Below are 21,915 nucleotides of genomic sequence, written 5' to 3'. Positions count from 1 at the left end.
GACCAAATGGCTTTGAGAAGAACAAGCCAATCACCGGAATTTGACATCTTTGTGAACCCGCATTGCATACTTTTCTGATCCGGTGGTAAGATGACGGAGGAAGAGAGTCGGACAGAGGAGGATCCGCCATGTTTCGCTACTATTTTGGCATTGCCATTATGTGTGCGGTCTTTGCGATTTTTACGCTGTTTCTCGGAGAGCGGGCCCCGGAGGCTTTAGCCACCATTTTCATCGGTTTCGCCGGAGCTTTCGCCGCCATTGCCTTTATTACCTCCGGCCCGGAATCCCGCTGGTAACACTCGCCCCGGTGCCCCGGTGCGCCGCCGGGGCCTAGGCTCTGCCCACCAGAATGGGCACCAACACCTCCGCCCGGCGGTTGATGCGGACAAGTGGAATCCCTTTTCGATGCGCGGCCAAAGGGATCTGATTGATGGGAGAGACGTCGAGGCGGGTGCCGATGGCCACCAACAGGTCCGCATCCCCCACCCAGTCCATCACCGTGGCGAAATGTCGCACCGGTTCCCCGACAAACACCATGTTCGGAGCGAGCAGGCTGTTGCACCCCGGACAGCGCGGCACATCCTCTCGAAACGCCAGCCGCGCCTCCAAGATAAGCCCACACTGCCGGCAGGCCAGTTCAAACAGCCTTCCGTGAAGTTCCACACAACCGCTTGACCCCGCTTTTCGGTGAAGACCGTCAACATTCAAGGTGACCACCCGCCCACCCCAAGCCGCCAAAGCCCGATGGGCCGGATTCGGCTCAGCCCGTCCCCAGTTCCATAACCAATCCCGGTAACAATCGAAAAATTCCTTCGGCCTGCTCTCAAATCTGCGCCGGGTAAACAGCGTACGCAGGGGGATGCCGTTCCACCTCTGGCCCACCGTGGGCAGCCCCGAAGCGACGCTGATCCCCGCTCCGGACAACACGAGAGGGCGCCGGGCGTTGCACCACAATCGCCCCCAAAACTCAAGGTCTTGCCGGTCCTCTTTTGCAACCTGCTCACCCACCGCCACGCCGAGTCCCTCCTTGAGGATTCGTTTTCCCACCCCGGGCCCGTTCCATGCTGACAAAAAAAGCGGGGGTGGGTCCCCCGCCTCGGCACTCGGTGCCTGAGCTTGTCAACAGCAGCGCGTCGGGCTGCCGCTGTCGTACCGATCTTTGAGATATTGGGTGTAGAATTCTTGCCTGGACAGCGGAGGTTTCTCCGGGTGAACGCGCTGATGGCGCTCCAGATACGCCTCGTAGTCCGGCATACCGAAGACTGTTTTCACACTCGTGCGCAGTTTACAGAACCAGCCCTCCACCGAGGATTTCACGACCTCATCGCCTCCTTAAACGCACCCTTTCATCCATTGAGTCCAGGGAAGGAACCGGGACCGGCATCAACCCTGAGTGCTGGAAGGCACAAAGGGCGTTTCCTTTAATTCCGGTTTACGCTTCTCGATCAACACTTGGTACCAAACTCGCAGTGCATCGAGGAGTACGCCCACCACAACGATGATGAATATCGCAGTCATAATCGCGTCCACCCGGTCGTTAAACAGCATTTTGTTCATGTCGGCCATGGACTTCGCGGGTCCGATCAGTTTCCCGGCCGCTATGCCGTCGGCGACCACCTGGGCGTGGGCCAGAAATCCGACCGCTGGTTTGGGGTCAAACAGTTTCTGCCACCCCGCCGTCAGGGTGACCGCCAAGAGCCACGCGAGAGGCAGGAGTGTAATCCAACTGTACCTCGCCTTGCCCATCTTGATCAAGACCGTCGTGGCAACGATGAGGGCGATGCCGGCCAACATCTGGTTCGAGATGCCGAACAGGGGCCACAACGTGTTGATGCCTCCCAGCGGATCCGTCACGCCCTGATAGAGGAAATAGCCCCACCCCAAAGCGATCACGGCGCTGGCAAATACATTGGCGCCAAAAGACTCCGTCCGCCCAAGGGGCTTCCAGACATTGCCCAGCAAATCCTGGAGCATAAACCGTCCAACCCGGGTTCCAGCGTCAATAGTGGTCAGGATAAATACCGCCTCAAACAGGATGGCAAAGTGGTACCAGAATGCCTTGAATCCACCCATAAACTTTGAAAAGATGTCCGCCATGCCCACCGCCAGCGTCGGAGCGCCACCGGTGCGGGACAAGATGGTGTGCTCGCCCACGTCTTTGGCCCACTGGGTGATGGTGGCAGCATCCACGGTAAAGCCCCACTGACTGATCTTCGCCGCTGCGGTGACGGCGTCCGTCCCAATGACCGCAGCCGGCGAGTTCATAGCAAAATAGACCCCCGGGTGCAGCGAGGTCGCCGCCACCATGGCCATGATGGCCACGAAGGACTCCAGCAACATCCCGCCGTAGCCGATCATCCGGGCCTGGGACTCTTTTTGAATCATCTTCGGCGTCGTCCCAGAAGAAACTAAAGAATGGAAGCCGGACACCGCGCCGCAAGCGATGGTGATAAACAGGAATGGGAACAAGTTCCCGCTGAACACCGGCCCCGTCCCGTCCACGAACCGGGTGAGCTTCGGCATGTGGATCGGCGGCAGCACGATGAGGATACCGATGGCGAGAAGAACGATCGTTCCGATCTTCAAAAACGAACTGAGATAGTCCCGGGGCGCCAGCAGCAGCCAAACCGGCAAGATGGAAGCAATAAATCCGTACAAGATCAGCCACTTCGCCAGGGCAGTACCACTGAGGGTGAAGACGCCCGACCAATACGGGTCAGCCGCCACGTACTGCCCGGCCCACAGGGCCAACATCAACAGGAAGATGCCGATAATGCTGCCTTCCAACACCCGGCCGGGCCGGATGAATCGCATATAGATCCCCATGAGCAGCGCGATGGGAATGGTCATTACGATGGTAAAGGTTCCCCACGGCGAACCTTTCAGGGCATTGACCACGACCAACGCCAGCACGGCAATCAAAATGATCATGATGGCGAGCACGCCGATGGAGGCGAGAATTCCGCCAAAGGCGCCGATCTCATCCCGGGCGATCTGCCCCAAAGACCTGCCGTCCCGGCGCATCGAAGCGAACAGGATGACAAAATCCTGAACAGCTCCAGCCAGCACAACTCCGATGATGATCCACAAGGTCCCCGGGAGGTACCCCATCTGGGCGGCGAGAATCGGTCCCACCAAGGGGCCGGCTCCGGCAATCGCCGCAAAATGGTGACCCAGAAGTACCCATTTGTTGGTAGGCACGTAGTCTTTCCCGTCGTTGTGGATTTCCGCCGGCGTCGCCCGGCGATCGTCCAGCCCAAAGGCTTTGTGCGCCATGAATTTACTATAAAAACGGTAGGCAACGGCGTAGGTGGCCACTGCGGCGATGATCAGCCACGCAGCGCTGATCGTCTCCCCGTTACTGATTGCTAATACGGCAAAAGCCGCAGCGCCCACAATGGAGATGAGCGTCCACAACAGAATGGAACCCAGCTTCTTCAAACTCGATCCCCCTTTTGAAATGAATCATTATTTTTTATATATTTCTGACGGGGACCCCGGCCCCGGTCCCCACCCCATTGTACACGATCCCATTCAAGATTTCATCAAGATTTTTCAACACCCAAGATCCTTGACAGGTTGGCCGACCCAGTGCTACAGTTACGACAATGAAGGCATCATTTTATTGGTGAAGGAAAAGCGATGAGGGAGTCCCGACAGACAAAGAGCGGTACAGAGAGCCGGTGGATGGGTGCAAACCGGACCGCGTGTCTAGCCGGCAGCGCTCCCGAGTGCCTGCGTGAAGCGCCGACGAGCGGCGTGGGTAGCGGGGCCGGCTGACTCCCGTTAGTGAGTCGGGTGACATGGTCACCCAGCGAGGGCGATGCTGCGAGGCATTGCTGAAAAAGGGTGGTACCGCGAAAGAGGACCTTTCGCCCCTTGCGCCGCACGCGCAGAGGGTGGAAGGTTTTTTTGTTTGACTCCGCCCGACTCGCCAAGGGAATCATCGCACGCCTAGGCGTGCAACAAGAACATCCGGGAGGTGCCCTACCGTGTTCAAGATTCTTGTCAGTGATGCAATTTCCGAAGAGGGGCTCAAAAAACTGATGGACGCCCCCGATGTGCAAGTGGACATTCGCCCGGGGCTACCCCCGGAAGAACTCAAGGCGCTGATCGGCGAATATGACGCCCTTTTGGTCCGGAGCCAGACCAAAGTCACCGCCGACCTGTTGGCCAGCGCCCGCAATCTCAAGGCTGTGGGCCGGGCCGGAGTGGGAGTGGACAACATTGACATCGAGGCGGCCACCCGCCGGGGGATCATCGTGGTCAACGCCCCGGACGGGAACACGATTTCTACAGCGGAACACACCTTTGCCATGCTGATGGCCTTGGCGCGAAACATCCCTCAGGCCTACGCATCAATCCAATCGGGCAAGTGGGACCGGAAGTCTTTTGTCGGCGTAGAGCTCAGGGGGAAGACCCTGGGGATCGTTGGCCTCGGTCGCATCGGCACCGAAGTGGCCAAGCGGGCCATGGCCTTCGGGATGACGGTGCTGGCCTACGACCCGTTTCTCACCCGGGAGAGGGCCGATCAACTGGGCGTCGAATCGGTCTCGGTAGACGACATCTGCCGCCGGGCGGATTTTATCACCGTCCATACCCCCCTCACCAAAGAAACGAGGCACATGATCTCCGGGCCGCAGTTCGCCTTGATGAAAAAGGGCGTTCGCATCCTCAACTGCGCCCGGGGCGGGATCATCGATGAGAAGGCGCTGCTCGCCGCCTTGGAAGACGGAACCGTGGGAGGTGCCGCCCTGGACGTTTTCGAAGAAGAGCCGCCGAAAGACAATCCGCTTCTGGCGTCAAACCGAGTCATTGCCACCCCTCACCTGGGAGCTTCCACGGTGGAGGCCCAGATCAACGTGGCCATCGACGTCGGGGAAGAAATTTTGAATATCCTGCACGACCGGCCCTTCAAGAACGCGGTGAATCTCCCATCCCTCCCCGCCGAAGTGATGCGGGCCGTTCAACCCTACCTGACCCTAGGGGAAAAACTGGGCCAATTGATCAGCCAGATCGCCGCGGGTCGCCTTTCCGCCATCGAAGTCACCTACGGCGGCGCGGTGGCAGAACGGGAGGTCGCCCCGGTGTCCCGGACGATCCTAAAAGGAATTCTCAGCTATCATCACGGGGACGAAGTCAATTACGTGAATGCCCCCTTTATCGCAGAGACCTTGGGCATCAAGGTGACGGAGACCAAAACCGGCCGGCACAAAGTGTTCAACGACTGGATCTCTGTCCAGCTCACCACAGACGAAGGCACCCACAGTGCCGCCGGGACCTTATTTAACGGACTCGGGCCGCGAATCGTCCAAATCGATGGTTATTCCGTGGACGTAGCGCCCCAGGGAACCCTGCTCATCACCCGGCATATCGACCAACCGGGCATCATCGGCCAAGTCGGCAGCCTTCTCGGCGCCGCCGGCGTCAATATTGCTGCCATGCAAGTCGGGCGCAAAGAGCTCGGCGGACAGGCGGTGATGGTCCTCGCCGTGGACAAACCGGTGGATGCGGAGACCCTGGCGAACATCGGCCAAGTCCCGGGTATTCTGGCGGTGCGGGACGTGTCCTTGTAATACCTTTGATCACCCGTAAAAAAAGCCCCGCCGAATGCGGGGCATTTTTTTACGTGCCGGGCCACCTCACCGGCCCACCATGCCTTCCACTGGACTGCTGGCGCTCGCGTACCGTTTCTTCGCCACTCGACCGGCCAGATACCCCTTCCGGCCGGCTTCCACCGCCAGTCGCATCGCTTCGGCCATCAGGACCGGGTCCTGGGCCCCGGAGACGGCGGTGTTCAACAAAATCCCATCCGCCCCCAGCTCCATCGCCAAGGCCACGTCCGCGGGGGAACCGATTCCGGCGTCCACGATCACCGGGACCTTTGCCTCCTCCACGATGTAGCTCAAGTGATACGGATTCAGAATCCCCAACCCCGTTCCAATCGGGGCCGCGCCGGGCATCACCGCCGCCGCCCCCACTTCCTCCAGGCGCTTGGCCAAGATTGGATCGTCCGATATGTAGGGCAGGACGATAAACCCCTCTTTCACCAGCACTTCGGTCGCCTTAAGTGTCTCCACGGGATCCGGGAGCAAGGTCTTGGGGTTGCCCACCACCTCGACCTTGATCATGTCGCACAGCCCCGACGCCTTCGCAAGCCGGGCGATCCGCACCGCTTCTTCGGCGTCCGAGGCCCCGGCGGTATTGGGCAGCAGGGTGAACCGTTGGAGGTCGAGCCGTTCCAAAAAATTGGGTTCATCCGGGCGATCCAGGTTCAACCGCCGCACCGCGAAAGTCAGGACTTCAGCCCCCGAAACTTCCACCGCCCGACTTTGTACATCTAAGTCCGAAAATTTTCCCGTCCCCAAAAACAGCCGGGAGCGAAAGGTCCGTCCTCCGATGATTAACTCGTCATTCTCCACCTGCGTCTCCATGCCGGCCTCTCCTTTCCCTTTTAACCCCCACCTACAAAATGAACGATTTCCATGTGATCGCCGTCTCGCACCGCCTGGATATCGTACTGTTCCCGGAGGATGATCTCTCGGTTGAGCTCGACCACCACCATGCGGTCAACGAGGTGAAAATGATGCAGCACGTCGGCGACCGTTCTCACCTCGGGGATCTCTTTCCACTGCCCGTTCACATGCAGCCTCATCCTCCCCCCTCCCTCCTTTGTCGGCCCCTGAGGATGGCCTGCACAAACGCTTTGGCTCTTTCCAGAATATCCTCCGCGTCGACAAGCCCTCGGATGACCGCTAAACCATCCGCCCCGGCCGCCGCCAGCTCCTCGGCATCCTCCAGTCGAATGCCGCCGATGGCGATGATGGGAAGATCCACCGCCTGGCGGATACGGCGTAACCCGGCGATCCCCACCACCGGCTTGGTGTCCGTTTTCGTGGCCGTCGCCCGCATCGGACCAACCCCGATGTAGTTCGCCCCCTGAATCGCCGCCTCCCGGGCCTCCTCCACATTGTGAGTGGAGATCCCGATGATGCGGCCCTCCCCCAGAATCTCCCGGGCCGCTCGGATCGGCAAATCCTCCTGGCCGAGGTGGACCCCATCCGCCTCCAGGGCCACGGCCACATCCACCCGGTCATTGACGATCAACAGGGCACCTGCTTCCCGGGTCATCCGCCTCAGCACCCGTCCAGCCTCCAGCAACTCCCGAGTGTTCAGATCTTTTTCCCGCAGCTGAATACAGGTCACTCCGCCGGCCAACCAATCCCCTGTCACTTCTTCCAAGGACCGGCCGCGATAAAATCGCCGATCGGTGATCGCATACAGGCCGTGGATCTGTTTCACCTTCGCTCTCCCCTCACCCGCCCCATTGAGTACCGCCCGCCTATGGGAATGTAACCCTGCATCCGGGTCCCGGGAGGATTCAAAACTGCCGTTCTTGATGTATAGACCGGGTCCATTCCGGTTATGCTGATAACAGAGCCGAGGCGTGCAAACCTCAGCTTCTCCTCTCTCTCTTTTCTTGAGGCGGCCGGTCGATCCGGACGCCTCCTTTTTTGCTGAGTTCGGGTTTTGCTGAGGTCGGGTTTTGTCCCCGTTTCTCGCCTTCAGAGTTCCGCCCCACCTAAAAGTCGCTGGTGTTCGATCTTCATGCAGCGGTCCATGACCACCGTTAAACCCGCGTCCTGAGCCCGCTTCGCCGCCTGCTCATTGACGACTCCGAGCTGCATCCACAGCACTTTTGCGCCGGCCTGCACCGCTTGGTCCACCAGTTCATCCACCTCTTCACCCCGGCGGAATACATCCACAATATCCACCGGACCCTCCACCTCCCGGAGGGAGCGATGGGCTTTCCGCCCCAGACTTTGGCCGATTCGCGGATTAACGGGAATGATCTCATAGCCTTGGGACTGCAGATAAGACGCGACCTCATAACTTGGCCGATCGGGGTTATCGGACAGTCCCACCACTGCCACGGTCTTCGAGGTCTTCAACAAATTCGCCAATTCTTGGTCCGTCGGATTCTGAAACACCGGCCACCCCTCCTAAGAGGATCGATTGTTGGTCTTCGATCTGCCCGGGACGGAGGGTTTCGTGGGGAGGAATTTCACGCCAAAACGCCCCTGGGGTGTGCGAAAAACGGCGACATAATCCGGGTAGTTCCGATCGCCGCGCCACCCTTCTTCTCGCAGGCGGGCTGCATAACAACCTGCCTGAAACTCATTGTCGAACAATCTTGCACAATAGATCCACCCCATGGCGTCCTCCAACCCATCGTCCTCATTTCGCAGTTTATCGCGACACGGCAACCCGCGTTCCCTTTCAGTATATCCCAGTCTGCAGTGACAACCAAGCATGCGGCAACGTTGGATTTTTGACACGGCCTGTATAAATCACCCCGCCCTCCGGCACACTAGGTCCGAGGTGAACCGGAATGCCTTGGAACGCATCCCTGAGAATGTCCTTACCTCTGGCTGTACTCATCGCCAGCGTTGTATCCGGATGTGCACCTTCCGCTGCCCCACCCGAATCCCCTCGGGACACGGGCCCCCGGGTGACAGAGGACGGGACTCAGCGACCCGAAGAGGTACAAACGCCGCCGGGGGAGCAGGTCAATAAAGCCCCTGCTCCGCGACCGCAACAGGCCCCTCAGCAGGCCGGAAAACCCGCGAGCCCCGCACCCCCGGACACGGTGATGCGCCAGATGAACGACGCTGCCCGCCGGGTTCCCGGCGTCGAGGGCTCGACCGTGGTGTTGGTCGGGCGGACAGCCCTGGTTGGCGTCGATCTTGATTACAAAATCACCGGCTCCAAAATCGACTCTATTAAACAGTCCGTCAAAGAAGCCGTGGAACGAACGGACGGCGGCTACCGGGTGGCGGTCACCGCCGACGTTGACTTGGTGGCCCGGCTCCGGGACATAGCGAGCGGTGTCCGACAAGGAAGGCCGGTGTCGACCTTCACGGACGAAATCGCCGACATTCTCAGCCGCCTGCTGCCCGAAACTTAGCCCTGGCGCTGCCCTTGGTAAAGGGGCAACAAAACGGTGAACGTCGTCCCCTTTCCGAGCCGGCTTTCCACCGTAATGTCCCCATCGTGCTGAAGGACGATATTCCGAGCGATCGCAAGCCCCAGGCCCGTGCCTCCTCGATTCCGAGTACGGGCCTTGTCCACTTTGTAAAACCGCTCCCAAATGTAAGGAATGTCCTCAGGGGGGATCCCGGCCCCTTGGTCTTCCACCGCAATCCTCGCCGTGTCCTGGCTCACACTAAAACGAATCGTTACAGAGCCCGGAGGCTGGGTGTGCCGAAAAGCGTTGTCGATGAGGTTGGTCAGGACTTGTTCCAATCGATCCGCATCGGCATCGACAATCACTGGGTCATCCACCTGCATTGCCAATTGAAAGGACAGTTTCCTTTCCTGAGCCAGAGCCGAGAACTTCCGCCAAATCTTTTGGACCAAGGGCCGCACGTCCACGGGTTGTCGTTTCATCACGAACCGCCCGGACTCCAGTTGGGCGAGATCCAGCAAGTCGTTCACCAGTCGGCGCATGCGCAGCGTTTCTTCCAAGATGATTTCCGCCAGTTCCCGGCGTTGCTCCGGGTCGTCGATAAAATCATCCACCAACGCCTCGCTGTAGCCTTGAAGCATCGACAAAGGGGTGCGCAGTTCATGGGAGACATTGGCGACGAAATCCCGGCGCATCCGCTCAATGTTCAATTGCTCGGTGATATCCCGAAGCACCGCCACCACCCCCCGCAATGCGTGGGATCCCGGCTCATACAAAGGGGCCATGGTGACGGCCATCGTTCGGCCTTGTCCCACCACCTCCCGCTGCTGCGCTTCTTTCGTCTCGATCACCTTTTGTTCAACCTCGAACAGTTGACTCGGCAAGCGGTTCTCCGAAGGCTGGCCTTCTTCTGCCATCGATAACGCCCGCAACCACCGCCGGGCTGGGGGATTGGCCAGCAGCACCTTCCCCGTCAGATCGGCCGACACCACCCCATCGGCCAAACTCGCCAGGATATTGGCCAACTGTTCCTTCTCCTTGGACAACGCTTTTATATTTTCTTCCAGATCGTGCGCCAATTTGTTGAGGGTCAGGCCCAAACGGCCGACCTCATCCCCGGTGACAACCCGGACTTTCCCGCGAAAATCCCCCCGGGCCATCCGCTCGGCCACCTCATTCATCTGGACCAGGGGGCGGGAGAGATTTTTCGAGATGACAAAGGCAAAACCCGTGGTCATGACGATGGCCAGACCCCCGGCATAAAAAATCGAATGCTGGATCTGGCTCATCGCCTCCTGGCTGGGGGCCAGAGGCTGGGTGAGAAGCATCAACCGAACCGCATCTCCCTGACGGGCCAAGGGGACGACGATCCACAGATTGTTCGAATGGCCGCGAAACTGCGGAACGTCCTGAAGAAACGATCGGCTCGGGGGGATCACATCCCCTCCGGTCAACAATTTCGACCGCTCATCTACAGTCAAGCGACTCCACACCGCCTCGGCGGCGGGATCTTGATTCGGCGTCCCCAGCACGTACAAGCTGGCCCCCGCCTGTCGGGCCAGGTTTTCGGCCACCACCGATGCTTCGGGACTGCCCGTGCGAAGGGTCGAGGCAATATAATCGGCGCGATTCTGAAAAGCCTGGGCTTGCACCTGGTACAAGTAGGTGTCAATCATCTGTTCCAGGTACATAGACAAGAGCCCCAGCACCACCACCACCAAACCGGCAATGGTGAGCCAGAGCTTGGAAACAATACTGTTGCGGATCACTCTGCCACCTCGAACTTATAGCCTACACCCCACACGGTGACGATCATCGCGGCCGCCGGCTGAGACGCCTTCCCGAGCTTTTCCCGGAGCCGTTTGATATGCGTATCCACAGTGCGTTGGTCCCCGTAGAACTGATAATTCCAGACATCCCGGAGCAGTTCTTCCCGGGTGAACACCTTTTCCGGCCGCTGGGCCAAGTAACACAGAAGCTCGTATTCTTTCGGCGTCAGGCTGACATCCTGCCCGTCTGCCGTCACTTTCCGGGATTCGAGATTGATGGTCAAGTGCGGGAATGTAAACACCTGGGTTAGCTCATGCTCGGCAGGTCCCTGGTGTACCCGCTTGATCAGCGCCTTCACCCGCATGACCAATTCCCTCGGACTGAAGGGCTTGACCACATAATCGTCCGCACCGAGTTCAAAGCCGTGGATGCGATTCATCTCGTCCCCGGCGGCGGTCAGCATGATCACCGGGGTATCCTTTTGTTTGCGAAGTTGCGCGCAGACCTCCCGTCCATCCAACTCCGGCAGCATCAGATCGAGGACAATCACCGCGTAATCGTTGGCCAATGCCATCTCCAGGGCGGTGCGGCCGTCCTCCGCCTCCTCCACTTCGAATCCGTTTCGCTCCAGATACATCCTCACGAGACGACGAATCCGCTCCTCATCGTCCACCACAAGAATCTTGACCGGGTTCATTCACACATCTCCTTCCGACGCCGGCTCCGGCTACCCGCGCATCGCTGCGCCCCCCGCTTGGACAATGACTGTGGCCGCTCGGGTGTACACTCTCATGGTAACCAACGGACAGCCGAGTGACAAGCGATGCGTTACACCGCCGCCGCAGAGATCGAGGATCACCGGGGTTCCCGCCCGTCAGCGACCAATTTCCGCAAAGTCCTCTCTTCCTCCTCGGTCAGCGGACGAATCTCCCCGGGCGCAAGCCCATCTATTGTAAGATTCCCATATTGGACCCGGGTCAACTCCAAAACCGGGTGCCCCACCGCTTTGCACATGCGCCTCACCTGGCGATTTCGCCCTTCATGCAGGGTGATGTCAAACTCCGACCTCTCCCTCCCCCTCCCCCGCAGCCGCACCCGGGCCGGCGCCGTCCTTACCCCATCGAGGACAATGCCTGTCTCGAGCCTCCGTATCCCTGGATTCTCCAGATACCCTCTCACCACCACCCGGTACGTTTTCTCCACCCCGAATCGCGGATGCATCAGACGGTGGGCCAATTCCCCGTCATTCGTCAATAACAAAAGCCCGGAACTGTTGATATCCAGACGCCCGACGGGAAACACCCGTTTGGGAAGATCGCGGACATAATCGGCCACCGCCGGCCGGCCCTGGGGGTCGTGCAAGGTGGTGACCACCCCGATCGGTTTGTAGAACAAAAAACAGACCGTATGGTCGGGGATGGCCACGGAACGCCCATCCACTTCGATGCGGTCCACTTCCGGATCCACCTTGAACCCCTGCTCCACCACGACCCGACCGTTCACCCGCACCCGACCCTGGGCAATCCATTGCTCCGCCTTTCGTCGGGAGGTTAACCCCGCTCCGGCAATCACCTTTTGTAGCCGTTCTTTCACCCATATTCCCCCTGGCCAAGGGCCCGCGATGATTTCGCCATCGATTCTACCTCATGGACGGGACCTCCACCAGTCGAGCGGCCGTTCCCCGACATCCCCGTCATCCCGGCGGTCCAAAAACCAACCAGACGGCCACCGCCGACGCGGCAGCACTGACCAGATCGGACAACAGCCCCACCTTTAGGGCATAGCGAACCTTCCGGATCCCCACGCTGCCAAAATACACGGTGATGACGTACAAAGTGGTATCTGTGCTCCCTTGAATGGTTGAAGCCAACCGGCCTACCCACGAATCCCCGCCATGGGTGCGCAGCACATCAATCATATAGGTGAGGGAACCCGTCCCTGAGATCGGCCGCAACAATACCATCGGTAACACTTCGGCGGGGAAAATTCCCGATATCCACTGGGCCACAAGACCCGTGATCCACTCCAGGGCCCCGGAATCGCGAAACACCCGGATGGCCACCATCATGCCGACGAGATGCGGGATGATGCGAACCGCCGTCTCGAATCCATCTTTTGCGCCCGTCACAAAAGTTTCATACACCGGCACCCGGCGCAGGGCCGCCCACAGGACCGTTCCCACGAAAAAAGTCGGCAACATCCACGCCGAGATAGCGAAAAACACGTTCACTTTTTCGCCCCCCTCCTACCCCGAGCCTCCCGGCGGCGGTAATAGCGATCGAGAAAGATCGCCGCCGCCGTCCCCACAGCGGTGGCGAGAATCGTAGGGGCGACAATATCCGTGGGACTGGTGGCGCCGTACTGCATGCGCAGTGCGATCACCGTCGTGGGCAAAAGGGTCAGGCTGGCGGTGTTGAGGGCCAGCAAGGTGCACATGGCGTCACTCGCCTGCTCCTTGTCGGGATTGAGCTCCTGGAGTTGCCGCATGGCCTTGAGCCCCAAGGGCGTCGCCGCATTGCCCAGACCGAGAATATTCGCACTCATGTTTGACAGGATGGACCCCATAGCCGGGTGATCGGCGGGGACCGAGGGAAACAACCATCCGGCCAAAGGCCGCAGCAGCCGGGCCAGGGCGGCAATTAACCCGGCCTCTTCTGCGACCCGCATCACCCCCAGCCACAGGACGAGGATACTGATGAGGCCCAGGGCGACGGCCACGCCCTCCTCCGCTCCCTTGAGCATACTCTGAGTCACGATGTCGATTTTGCCTTGGAACGCCGCCGCCACAAACCCAGAGATCAACAATCCGAGCCACAGCGCGCTGACCATCCCCATCCCTCTCTCCCAAAGCCCCGAACGATCGGATCTTTGTCTATTTGGCCCGACCGGGGCAGTTTGATGCGGAGGCTCGTGCCGCTACAACCACAAACGGCGAAGGTCCCACCAGGGGCGCCGATCCACGGGTTGCATCGCTACAATTGCATATCGATGAACCTCTTCCCCCACCTGAATCCGCAACAGGCCTGCGGGTTCGCCCCGTGAAACGGGCGCCCGGAGTCTTGGCTTTAGTTCCCAGTCCACGTGAAACTTTTCGTCAGCCCGGATGGGAAACCGGTCCGGGCCCTGTACCCGCACCGGAACGGTTGGCACCACACCACCCCGAACCGGCACCGAGGCCGGTCCCCCTGGAACCGGCACCCACTCGTAGGTCTGAAATACATGATCGAACAACCGAGCCGTATCCGCCCAATCGTCCGGATCCTTCAAGACCACCACCACCACCTGATGCCCATCCCGGGTCGCCGAGGACGCCAAGCAACGACCGGCCCGCTTCGTGTAGCCCGTTTTCACGCCGTCTGCTCCCGGGTAGCGCCACAACATCTTGTTCTTATTGCGCATCACCCGGTCCCAGGATTCCCCCGGCCAGGGCATTCGATGGTATTTGGTGCGAACCACCGCCGCGAACTCGGGATTCTGCAAGGCTTTCGCCGTCATCATGGCCAAATCCACCGCAGAAGCCCCATGTCCCGGTGCGTCCAACCCGTGAGGATTCGCAAAATGAACATGCCGCAGCCCCATTTCACGAGCCTTGGCATTCATCAGGGCCGCAAACCGACCTTCAGATCCGGCCAGGTGTTCGGCCACGGCAGTGGCGGCGTCGTTCCCAGAGCGCAGCATCATGGCATACACGAGATCCCGCAACGTGTACGTCTCCCCGGCCCGAAGATACACCGATGACCCTTCTTTCCGGGCGGCATTGGCGCTGATGGTCACCCGCTCGTCCAGGCGTCCCGATTCCACGGCGAGCCACCCGGTGACAATTTTGGTCAAGCTGGCAATGGGCATCATCTGGTTCCCATTTTTCTCGTACAGGACCCGACCACTTCCAACGTCCACCACCGCCGCCCCTTGGGCAGAGATCCCATACACATCCGGGGAGTGCGCCGAGGCACCCCCCACACCTGGAAACAGAACCATCGTTACCGCGACAACCCCTGCCAACACCCGCCCCGCCATAATGACCTCCCGCGTCGTATATGTATGCTCGTCTTCCCGAACTTACGCCGCCCGTCCCCGTGAAAAGCCGAGGCCGGGCAGGCGCTCGGTTGCTCACATCACCGTATTGGCAGAACCCCCAGTCCCAGAAGCGGTGGTGGTTTGCGTATTTTTTCCCATCATCGCTTGAATCCGGTCGAGGACCGAGGGAGCCATTTCCAACAGACGGTCGTACAGTTGCGTGGGGCTTTGGGTGGATAAAATTTTGACCGTACCGTGGCTCACGACCAAAAAACCGATTGGGGTAATGGAAACCCCCCCGCCCGCGCCGCCTCCGAAAGGCAGGTTATTTCCTCCCCCCGAGTCTTTGGCGGCATCCTGCCCTTTTGGACTCACCGCGTCAAACTCGCTCCCTCCGGCGGCGAATCCGAAACCCACTCGGGAGATGGGAAGTATCACCGTACCGTCCGGCGCTTCCACCGGATCCCCGATAATTGTGTTTACGTCCACCATGTCCCGAAGATTCTCCATAGCGGTCTGCATCAAGTTTTGGATTGGGTGATCCGCCACAACAAGCCCTCCTTCCATAAGGCAATGGCCATCGCAACCCCTGCGCGGATAGCCTGCCCCGCCCGGAACTGGGCTATTCCCTCGAACTCTACTTCGATCAGCCGGCGCTGGAAGTCGGGATCCACTCGGGCCTCGGGTGAAACAAGACGCACCCGACGGGCGAGAAGTGCCGCCATCACATAAAAAAAGGACCAGAGAACGCCGACCACCACGCCGGTGGATGCCGCTTCCCCAGTACCTATCCGCACATTTGCCCGCCAAGTTTTAATATGCACCCTCTTTAAAAAATTCGTCAGTGCGTGTCGGGCCCCTTCCTGGGTCCTCCAAAGCCGGGCGATCCGCTTTCCAGTGTCAGCATATCTCCTCCAAGCCCACAACCCTTCTTCAGGGCCCGCCTTTGCCGGCTCGGAGGCTCCGGGCCCTTCGTCCAGCTTTCGGGCTCCTTCCACCGCCCGTTCCACCACGGTCTGGAGGGCTTCTTCACCTCCCAGCACCCAATGTTTCGTGATGATTCCCCACAATCCTTGAAAATCGACGGTCACTCGATCTGCTCCCTGATGGTGCACGTAGTGGAGCTGTACGACAACCGGCGAAATGGCAGCCAGCCCAACGACGACGCCTATAATGAAGAATGCCCCGAGGATCCAAATCCACGCCGACATGAAAAGTGTTCCTCCATCACCCGAAATTCACAGGATAATATCCCCTTCAAGTTCCGGTTTCATCCGGATCATCGGGTGATTCTTCGTCCTCGGCAAACAGTGGAAACCCTTCTTCTTCTTGTGTCGTCGCCAACTCTGGAAACGGCAGATCTCCCAGTTCTTGCAAACCGAAATACTCCAGGAAGTACGGGGTGGTGCCGTAGAGGATTGGGCGTCCCGGGGCATCGGCCCGCCCCGTCTCCCGGATCAATCCACGACCCAACAGCGTTGCCAGCGCCCGCTCGGACTTGACCCCCCGAATCTCTTCGATGTCGATTCGGGTCACCGGCTGACGATACGCGATGATGGCGAGTGTCTCCAGGGCGGCCTGGGAGAGGGGGGGCAGGCGCGGACTCTCACTCAACTGTTCGAGGAACGGGGCGTGCTCGGGCCGGGTCGTCAACTGGTAGAGATCGTCCAGTCTCCGGAGCTGAATGCCCCGTCCCGCCTCATCCAGGCGTTTTCGTAACTCCTCGCACCGATTCCGGACCTCCTGGGCCGAGAGCCCGGTGTACTGGGACAACTGCCGCTCATTCAGTCCTTCCTCACCGGCGGCGAACAACAGCCCTTCAATCACCGACGTCCAATCGAGTTCCGTCCTTTTCTACCCCCTCATCGATCCAGGCGATCCAGATGTCGCCAAACACCACTTCCTGAACACATCGTACCCGGCGCTCTTTCATGAGTTCGAGAAGAGCCAACAAGGTCACCACGACCCGGGCGCGGTTCCGCTTCTCACCAACAAGATCAGCAAAAGTGAGGGCCCTCGCCCGACGGAGCCTGGCTGTAACCGCCCGCACCCAATCTTCAATCCGCAGTTCGTCCCGGTCCACCGTCGCCGGTCGGTTTTCGGCGAAAGCCCTCCACAGCACCCGTTGCCAGGCCTCGATCAGTGCGTCCACCGACGAGACGGGGCCGGCTGGCCGCAGGATTTCCGGGGATTTCACCGATCGAGGTCGGGTCCAGACCGGTTTCCGTCTTTCTTCGAGTTCAGACAAATGACCGGCTAGATATTTGAAGGCTCGATAAACCGCCAAGCGCTGGGAAAGGGCCAGCCGGGGGTCGGCTTCTTCCGCCTCCGCTTCCCCGGGTTTCGGAGAACGGGGCAGCAGCATGCGGCTCTTGATTTCCAGGAGCCTGGCGGCCATCACCACGAATTCGCTGGCCACCTCCAGAGATAACTTCTGCATTTGCCGAAGATAGTCTAAATACTGTTCCGTAATCTCCGCAACCGGAATATCCCATATATTGAATTTTCTCGTCTCCACAAGATGCAGTAAAAGGTCTAGGGGCCCCTCAAAAGACCCCACCCGCACGTCATAGGCCACCCTTCCCCCTCCCCGTCGCCCGCACCTAAAACGTGTAACCCGTCCAGGCCGCGAACAAACGCAGTCCTCCAAACACCCACGGAACAATCACGTATTGGCTCAGAGGTGTGATGACCACCAACAGAAGGACAAAAGGCCCGATTGTCGCAAAGGTATGCCAGGCCCTCCCGAGCCGCCTGGCCACCGCCAACTCCAGCAGCCGGCCGCCGTCAAGAGGTGGTACGGGGATCAGATTAAAGAGGGCCAAGACCACGTTGATCAGTACCGAATATCCGAAAACCCCGGTCAAAAATGTCCCCCATAATCCCGGCAGGGACGCGGCCGCCCCGCCGGTCATGTTCCACACGAGGGCCAGTGCAACGGCGATAACCAAGTTTGCTGCCGGGCCGGCGGCGTACACCGCAGCCAAAGCCCATTTGCGATCCCGAAAGACCAGGGGGTTGATGGGGACGGGTTTGGCCCAGCCAAAGGGTCCGAACAGAATCAACAACAACCCGATGGGATCAATGTGAGACACCGGATTTAACGTCAAACGGCCGGCCCGGCGGGGCGTGGAGTCCCCGAACCGATCGGCGACATAACCGTGGGCGAGCTCGTGAAACACGATCCCGATCAGAAAAGCGATCAGCCGAAAGATGAGATCCTCACTGTTCCACAACACGGTGCCCGTCCTCCTCGACGGCCCGGGATAATCGGCGCATCAGGTCGGCCATCTCCACCGCAGACACCGCCGCATCCCAACCTTTGTTGCCTCCCTTGGTTCCCGCCCGTTCCACCGCCTGCTCAATGGTGTCGGTGGTGAGAATGCCGAAAATCACCGGCACCCCGGTTTTCAAGGCGGCCGCGGCCACCCCTTTCGCCGCCTCCCCGGCCACGTAATCAAAATGCGGGGTGGCGCCGCGGATCACCGCCCCCAAAGCCACCACCGCATCGTAACGCCCGGATTCCGCCATCTTCTGGGCTACAACGGGGATTTCAAAGGCCCCCGGTACCCAGGCCACATCCACGTCTTCCTCCCGCACGCCGTGTCGCCGCAGAGCTCCGAGCGCGCCTTCCAGCAGTGGCCGGGTGATCAGTTCATTAAACCGCGAAACCACCAATCCGAACCGAGCTCCTTCGCCGGACAATCCACCTTCGAAAATTCGTGCCACCCCTACGCCTCCCCGCCCGTGATCACCGGCCCGGGTCCGGGGTATGGGACCAACCCGGCCCGGCACCAGGAAGCTCACACGTTTAAATAATGGCCGAGCTTAATCTTCTTGGTTCGCAGATAATCGATGTTTTCTTCTGTGGGCGGGACCTGGATCGGCACCACCTCCACCACTTCCAGGCCATGACCTTCGAGCCCCCGAATCTTTCGCGGGTTATTGGTCAACAACCGCAACTTGGTCACCCCCAGATCGCGCAAGATCTGGGCGCCGATCCCGTAATCCCGGAGATCCGGGGGGAATCCGAGCTTTTCATTGGCCTCCACGGTGTCGTAGCCCTGATCCTGAAGCGCATAAGCCCGGATCTTGTTCACGAGGCCGATTCCCCGCCCCTCCTGACGCATGTACAATAGCACACCCCGGCCTTCGGCTTCAATCCGTTTCATTGCCGCGGCCAATTGTGAGCCGCAGTCACAACGATGGGAACCGAACACATCGCCAGTCAAACATTCGGAATGGACGCGTACCAGAGTGGGCTCTTCGGGGTGGATCTCCCCTTTCACCAGGGCGACGTGCGCTTTGTCGTCCAACGTACTCGTGTAAACCACGGCGCGAAACACCCCGTAGTCCGTGGGCAGATCCGCCTCAGCCCGGCGCTGAATCAACCGCTCCCGGGCCTTTCGGTAACGGATCAGATCGGCGATGGTGATCATCAGCAAGCCGTGCCGCTGGGCCACTTTTTCCAAATCCGGCACCCGGGCCATCGTCCCGTCCTCTTTCAGCACCTCACAAATCACTCCCGCGGGGTACGCCCCCGCCAATCGGGCCAGATCCACCGCCGCCTCGGTGTGTCCCGCCCGGCGCAAGACGCCTCCAGGCTTGGCGATCAACGGAAAAATATGCCCCGGCCGTCGAAAGTCCCCCGGGGTACTTTGGGGATCGATGAGGGTCTTGACGGTCACCGCCCGTTCCACCGCTGAGATCCCCGTCGTGGTGCCGTTGCGGGCGTCCACGGATACCGTAAAAGCCGTTTCGTGGTTGTCGGTGTTGTTCCATACCATGGGGTCGAGATCCAACTCCCGAGCCCGTTCTTCGGTCAGAGGGACACACACCAACCCCCGGCCATGAGTAATCATGAAATTGATCACTTCCGGGGTAGCGCGCTCAGCCAGGGCCACAAAATCCCCTTCGTTTTCTCGGTTCTCATCATCGACGACAATGACGACATGACCTTTTTTCAGTTCTTCGATGGCCTGCTCGATGGACGCAAACATAGCCGTCTCCTCCATTTCTTCCTCGCTGCGCGCCACGCGCTGTCCTGTCCCGACCGATCACTTCACTTCGTGGCCTCCTCGCAACAATCGCTCCACATACCGCGCCACCACGTCCACTTCCAGATTCACCCGGCTGCCGCTCCTCAGTTCGCCGAGAGTGGTCTCTTTTTGCGTGTGGGGGATCAGGGCCACGCGAAAACCTTTCTCGGTCACACCCATCACCGTCAAGCTCACTCCGTCCACCGCTACTGACCCCTTTTCGGCGATATATTTTTGAAGGGGTGCCGGAACGCGCACCTCGACCACCGCCGAGTCACCTTCAAATCCCACCTCCTCCACGGTGCCGACCCCATCCACGTGCCCGGACACCAGGTGGCCGCCCAGCCGAGTCTGCAGTGTCACAGCCCGCTCCAGATTGAGTCTCGCCCCGGGAGAAACCGCCCCCAAGGTGGTGCGGCGAAGCGTTTCCGCCACCACGTCCACACGAAAAGCCTCCGAAACCAGATCCACGACCGTGAGACAAACACCGGAAACGGCGATACTGTCCCCGATCTTCGCATCCTCCAGAACCCGGTGCGCTTGCACCGTGAGTTCAACCCCTTGATCCGTGGGACGAACTTCGCGAAGGATCCCGATTTCCTCTACAATTCCGGTAAACATGCCTCGTCACCTGCCTTTTTCCGCCCTCCGGACCAAGGCGGTCACTTTCAAATCCTCCCCTACCGCCTCCACCCCAGTGATCTCCAGTTGGGCGCTCTGGGCCAGCCGTTCGACGCCCTCCCCGGCGAGGGCGGGGATTCCACTCCCCATCAACAGCTTCGGCGCCAAGAAAAACACCACTTCATCCACCAAGCCGCTGCGAAATACGCTGCCTTGCAGCTGCCCGCCGGCCTCCACCAGCACGGTGTTCACCCCGGCTTCACCCAGACGCCCGAATACCTGGTGCAGATCCAAACCCCCTTCGGAATCCGGATCGATCAGCCAGACATCCACCCCTCTCGCGGCAAGTTCAGCGATGCGCTCGGCCGGCGCCAACCCTCGGCCAGCGCACACCACCGTCTGCGCTGAAACAGTGCTCAGGATCCGCGCATCCCCGGGGATCCGGAGCCGACTGTCCAGCACCACCCGCAGGGGTTGCCGTGAGAGTCCCCCACCTGGAGGGCGGGCGGTCAATTGCGGATCATCCGCAATCACCGTGCCGACCCCCGTCACCACGGCGTCCACCCAGGACCGAAGCTCATGCACCTTCTCCCGGGCCTTCTCCCCGGTAATCCACCGACTCTCACCAGTCCGGGTCGCAATCTGAGCATCCAACGTCATGGCGATCTTGGCGATCACCCAAGGCCGGCCACTGGTCATCCGTTGAATAAACCCCCGATTCAGGGCTCTTGCATCCTTCTCCAAAAGGCCGACTTCAACCTTCACTCCGGCTTGCCGGAGACGCCGGATACCCCCTCCCGCCACCAACGGATTCGGGTCCACCATCGCCACCACCACCCGGGCCACGCCGTGCTCAATCAGCGCCCGGCTACAGGGTGGCGTACGCCCGTGGTGATCACAGGGTTCTAGGGTCACGTAAACCGTGGCCCCCCGGGCCTTCTCCCCGGCCATGCGCAAGGCATGCACCTCTGCGTGAGGACCGCCAGCCTTGAGATGGGCCCCTTGGCCCACGAGTTCTCCGTCCTTCACGATCACCGCGCCGACCAAGGGGTTGGGGCTGGTCTGTCCCCGGGCAGAGGCGGCTAACTGCAGAGCCCACCGCATCCAGTCTTCATCTTTCAACCCCATCCCCCCAAATGAAAAAACCCCGGAATTCCTCCAGGGCTAAGAGGGAACGGCGAAAAAAGCCTTACCGTTTTCACGGTCTGACCCACCCGTTCATCCTGTTCCTTCTCCCATCCGGACTATACCGTCGGTACCGGACTTTCACCGGTTCCTGCGGACTCAACCGCTCGTGGACTTCGCCTTGTCGACGTCACCACCGGTCGGGAATTGGGTTGCCCCTCACCCTGCCCTGAAGGAATTCGATGTCCAATTGTGGTTTCAGTATACGCCCTTCGCCTATTTCTGTAAAGGCTAGGGAGCGGCGCCGGCCGGCGATGCCAATGCCCGCCAGGCGTCTACTGACGGAGCTTGGGACTTTCGGCCGTTGCACCGAGG

At 60.1% G+C, this 21,915-nt stretch carries 25 protein-coding genes and 1 riboswitch; of the genes, 3 read left to right on the top strand and 22 right to left on the bottom strand.

All coding sequences use genetic code 11. The annotated features are described in order from the left end of the window. Positions 1–128: 128 nt before the first annotated feature. Positions 129–296 (top strand): hypothetical protein, encoded by a 168-nt coding sequence (locus tag CVV65_RS16940; protein WP_013075787.1) that lies wholly within the window; start codon positions 129–131, stop codon positions 294–296. A 34-nt stretch (positions 297–330) separates the two neighbouring features. Here CVV65_RS16940 and CVV65_RS07405 read toward each other — a convergent pair whose 3' ends face one another. The 3 genes from CVV65_RS07405 to CVV65_RS07395 form a co-directional block, all read right to left on the bottom strand. Next, positions 331–1,014 (bottom strand): SIR2 family NAD-dependent protein deacylase, encoded by a 684-nt coding sequence (locus tag CVV65_RS07405; protein ID WP_157935428.1) that lies wholly within the window; start codon positions 1,012–1,014, stop codon positions 331–333. 105 nt (positions 1,015–1,119) lie between these two features. Beyond that, positions 1,120–1,317 (bottom strand): YbdD/YjiX family protein, encoded by a 198-nt coding sequence (locus CVV65_RS07400; RefSeq protein ID WP_100667583.1) that lies wholly within the window; start codon positions 1,315–1,317, stop codon positions 1,120–1,122. Positions 1,318–1,383: 66 nt separating this feature from the next. Then, complete coding sequence (locus CVV65_RS07395; RefSeq protein WP_100667582.1) at positions 1,384–3,441, bottom strand: carbon starvation CstA family protein; 2,058 nt, start codon at positions 3,439–3,441, stop codon at positions 1,384–1,386. A gap of 551 nt (positions 3,442–3,992) precedes the next feature. Between CVV65_RS07395 and serA the strand changes: the two genes are divergently transcribed. After that, positions 3,993–5,576, top strand: a complete 1,584-nt coding sequence (gene serA, locus CVV65_RS07385; protein WP_100667580.1) for a phosphoglycerate dehydrogenase — start codon at positions 3,993–3,995, stop codon at positions 5,574–5,576. A gap of 66 nt (positions 5,577–5,642) precedes the next feature. Here serA and CVV65_RS07380 read toward each other — a convergent pair whose 3' ends face one another. The 4 genes from CVV65_RS07380 to CVV65_RS07365 form a co-directional block, all read right to left on the bottom strand. After that, positions 5,643–6,434: a thiazole synthase gene (locus CVV65_RS07380; protein ID WP_100667579.1), complete on the bottom strand. Its 792-nt coding sequence runs from the start codon at positions 6,432–6,434 to the stop codon at positions 5,643–5,645. Between the two features lie 20 nt (positions 6,435–6,454). After that, a complete protein-coding gene (thiS, locus tag CVV65_RS07375) occupies positions 6,455–6,655 on the bottom strand; it encodes a sulfur carrier protein ThiS (protein WP_100667578.1) in 201 nt (66 codons plus the stop codon). Next, the gene (gene thiE, locus CVV65_RS07370; RefSeq protein WP_100667577.1) at positions 6,652–7,302 is read right to left on the bottom strand and encodes a thiamine phosphate synthase; all 651 of its coding nucleotides are present in this window, start codon (positions 7,300–7,302) and stop codon (positions 6,652–6,654) included. The genes thiS and thiE overlap by 4 nt, the downstream gene beginning before the upstream one ends. 263 nt (positions 7,303–7,565) lie before the next feature. Then, positions 7,566–7,991: a CoA-binding protein gene (locus CVV65_RS07365; protein WP_100667576.1), complete on the bottom strand. Its 426-nt coding sequence runs from the start codon at positions 7,989–7,991 to the stop codon at positions 7,566–7,568. Between the two features lie 401 nt (positions 7,992–8,392). Here CVV65_RS07365 and CVV65_RS07355 point away from each other — a divergent pair, with 401 nt between their 5' ends. Beyond that, positions 8,393–8,968: a YhcN/YlaJ family sporulation lipoprotein gene (locus tag CVV65_RS07355; RefSeq protein ID WP_100667575.1), complete on the top strand. Its 576-nt coding sequence runs from the start codon at positions 8,393–8,395 to the stop codon at positions 8,966–8,968. Here the strand turns inward: CVV65_RS07355 and CVV65_RS07350 are convergent. The 15 genes from CVV65_RS07350 to ribD all read right to left on the bottom strand — a co-directional run bounded on the left by CVV65_RS07350 (position 8,965) and on the right by ribD (position 21,543). Continuing rightward, positions 8,965–10,737, bottom strand: a complete 1,773-nt coding sequence (locus tag CVV65_RS07350) for a sensor histidine kinase (protein ID WP_100667574.1) — start codon at positions 10,735–10,737, stop codon at positions 8,965–8,967. The two genes, CVV65_RS07355 and CVV65_RS07350, sit on opposite strands and share 4 nt — an antisense overlap. Further along, positions 10,734–11,435, bottom strand: a complete 702-nt coding sequence (locus CVV65_RS07345) for a response regulator transcription factor (protein WP_013075799.1) — start codon at positions 11,433–11,435, stop codon at positions 10,734–10,736. The genes CVV65_RS07350 and CVV65_RS07345 overlap by 4 nt, the downstream gene beginning before the upstream one ends. A 158-nt stretch (positions 11,436–11,593) precedes the next feature. Next, positions 11,594–12,331 (bottom strand): pseudouridine synthase, encoded by a 738-nt coding sequence (locus CVV65_RS07340; protein WP_100667573.1) that lies wholly within the window; start codon positions 12,329–12,331, stop codon positions 11,594–11,596. 100 nt (positions 12,332–12,431) lie between these two features. Beyond that, positions 12,432–12,938, bottom strand: a complete 507-nt coding sequence (locus CVV65_RS07335) for a spore maturation protein (protein WP_133121353.1) — start codon at positions 12,936–12,938, stop codon at positions 12,432–12,434. 26 nt (positions 12,939–12,964) lie between these two features. Continuing rightward, positions 12,965–13,567 (bottom strand): nucleoside recognition domain-containing protein, encoded by a 603-nt coding sequence (locus CVV65_RS07330; RefSeq protein WP_100667571.1) that lies wholly within the window; start codon positions 13,565–13,567, stop codon positions 12,965–12,967. A gap of 87 nt (positions 13,568–13,654) precedes the next feature. Beyond that, the gene (locus CVV65_RS07325; protein WP_100667570.1) at positions 13,655–14,755 is read right to left on the bottom strand and encodes a D-alanyl-D-alanine carboxypeptidase family protein; all 1,101 of its coding nucleotides are present in this window, start codon (positions 14,753–14,755) and stop codon (positions 13,655–13,657) included. Positions 14,756–14,848: 93 nt separating this feature from the next. After that, a complete protein-coding gene (gene ytfJ / locus CVV65_RS07320; RefSeq protein WP_100667569.1) occupies positions 14,849–15,304 on the bottom strand; it encodes a GerW family sporulation protein in 456 nt (151 codons plus the stop codon). Next, entirely contained in the window at positions 15,277–15,966 is a 690-nt protein-coding gene (locus CVV65_RS07315; RefSeq protein WP_100667568.1) for a DUF2953 domain-containing protein, read from the bottom strand. The genes ytfJ and CVV65_RS07315 overlap by 28 nt, the downstream gene beginning before the upstream one ends. A 46-nt stretch (positions 15,967–16,012) precedes the next feature. Next, positions 16,013–16,582, bottom strand: a complete 570-nt coding sequence (gene scpB / locus CVV65_RS07310) for an SMC-Scp complex subunit ScpB (RefSeq protein ID WP_100667567.1) — start codon at positions 16,580–16,582, stop codon at positions 16,013–16,015. Further along, entirely contained in the window at positions 16,575–17,333 is a 759-nt protein-coding gene (locus CVV65_RS07305; protein WP_157935426.1) for a segregation and condensation protein A, read from the bottom strand. Before CVV65_RS07305 ends, scpB begins: the two co-directional genes overlap by 8 nt. A 25-nt stretch (positions 17,334–17,358) precedes the next feature. Then, entirely contained in the window at positions 17,359–17,994 is a 636-nt protein-coding gene (locus tag CVV65_RS07300) for a site-2 protease family protein (protein WP_197945582.1), read from the bottom strand. Next, positions 17,978–18,484: a 6,7-dimethyl-8-ribityllumazine synthase gene (gene ribH, locus CVV65_RS07295; protein ID WP_100669280.1), complete on the bottom strand. Its 507-nt coding sequence runs from the start codon at positions 18,482–18,484 to the stop codon at positions 17,978–17,980. Before ribH ends, CVV65_RS07300 begins: the two co-directional genes overlap by 17 nt. A 74-nt stretch (positions 18,485–18,558) precedes the next feature. Next, a complete protein-coding gene (locus CVV65_RS07290) occupies positions 18,559–19,770 on the bottom strand; it encodes a bifunctional 3,4-dihydroxy-2-butanone-4-phosphate synthase/GTP cyclohydrolase II (protein ID WP_269148844.1) in 1,212 nt (403 codons plus the stop codon). A 42-nt stretch (positions 19,771–19,812) separates the two neighbouring features. Then, positions 19,813–20,415 carry a riboflavin synthase gene (locus tag CVV65_RS07285; protein ID WP_100667564.1) on the bottom strand — a complete coding sequence of 201 codons (603 nt, stop codon included), beginning with the start codon at positions 20,413–20,415 and terminating at the stop codon, positions 19,813–19,815. 6 nt (positions 20,416–20,421) lie between these two features. Beyond that, entirely contained in the window at positions 20,422–21,543 is a 1,122-nt protein-coding gene (ribD, locus tag CVV65_RS07280; RefSeq protein ID WP_407928396.1) for a bifunctional diaminohydroxyphosphoribosylaminopyrimidine deaminase/5-amino-6-(5-phosphoribosylamino)uracil reductase RibD, read from the bottom strand. 95 nt (positions 21,544–21,638) lie between these two features. Continuing rightward, a riboswitch (FMN riboswitch) is annotated at positions 21,639–21,781 on the bottom strand. Between the last annotated feature and the right edge of the window lie 134 nt (positions 21,782–21,915).

Source organism: Kyrpidia spormannii, from assembly GCF_002804065.1.
GTDB classification, from domain to species: Bacteria; Bacillota; Bacilli; order Kyrpidiales; family Kyrpidiaceae; genus Kyrpidia; species Kyrpidia spormannii.
This window is presented reverse-complemented; position numbering and strand designations above follow the sequence as displayed.

Coding starts and splice junctions, on each gene's coding strand:
- CVV65_RS16940 (WP_013075787.1), top strand. CDS start 129: ATGTTTCGCTACTATTTTGGCATTGCCATTATGTGTGCGGTCTTTGCG.
- CVV65_RS07380 (WP_100667579.1), bottom strand. CDS start 6,434: ATGGAGACGCAGGTGGAGAATGACGAGTTAATCATCGGAGGACGGACC.
- thiS (WP_100667578.1), bottom strand. CDS start 6,655: ATGAGGCTGCATGTGAACGGGCAGTGGAAAGAGATCCCCGAGGTGAGA.
- CVV65_RS07355 (WP_100667575.1), top strand. CDS start 8,393: ATGCCTTGGAACGCATCCCTGAGAATGTCCTTACCTCTGGCTGTACTC.
- CVV65_RS07345 (WP_013075799.1), bottom strand. CDS start 11,435: ATGAACCCGGTCAAGATTCTTGTGGTGGACGATGAGGAGCGGATTCGT.
- CVV65_RS07335 (WP_133121353.1), bottom strand. CDS start 12,938: ATGTTGCCGACTTTTTTCGTGGGAACGGTCCTGTGGGCGGCCCTGCGC.
- CVV65_RS07330 (WP_100667571.1), bottom strand. CDS start 13,567: ATGGTCAGCGCGCTGTGGCTCGGATTGTTGATCTCTGGGTTTGTGGCG.
- CVV65_RS07325 (WP_100667570.1), bottom strand. CDS start 14,755: ATGGCGGGGCGGGTGTTGGCAGGGGTTGTCGCGGTAACGATGGTTCTG.
- CVV65_RS07315 (WP_100667568.1), bottom strand. CDS start 15,966: ATGTCGGCGTGGATTTGGATCCTCGGGGCATTCTTCATTATAGGCGTC.
- CVV65_RS07290 (WP_269148844.1), bottom strand. CDS start 19,770: ATGGAGGAGACGGCTATGTTTGCGTCCATCGAGCAGGCCATCGAAGAA.
- CVV65_RS07285 (WP_100667564.1), bottom strand. CDS start 20,415: ATGTTTACCGGAATTGTAGAGGAAATCGGGATCCTTCGCGAAGTTCGT.
- ribD (WP_407928396.1), bottom strand. CDS start 21,543: ATGGGGTTGAAAGATGAAGACTGGATGCGGTGGGCTCTGCAGTTAGCC.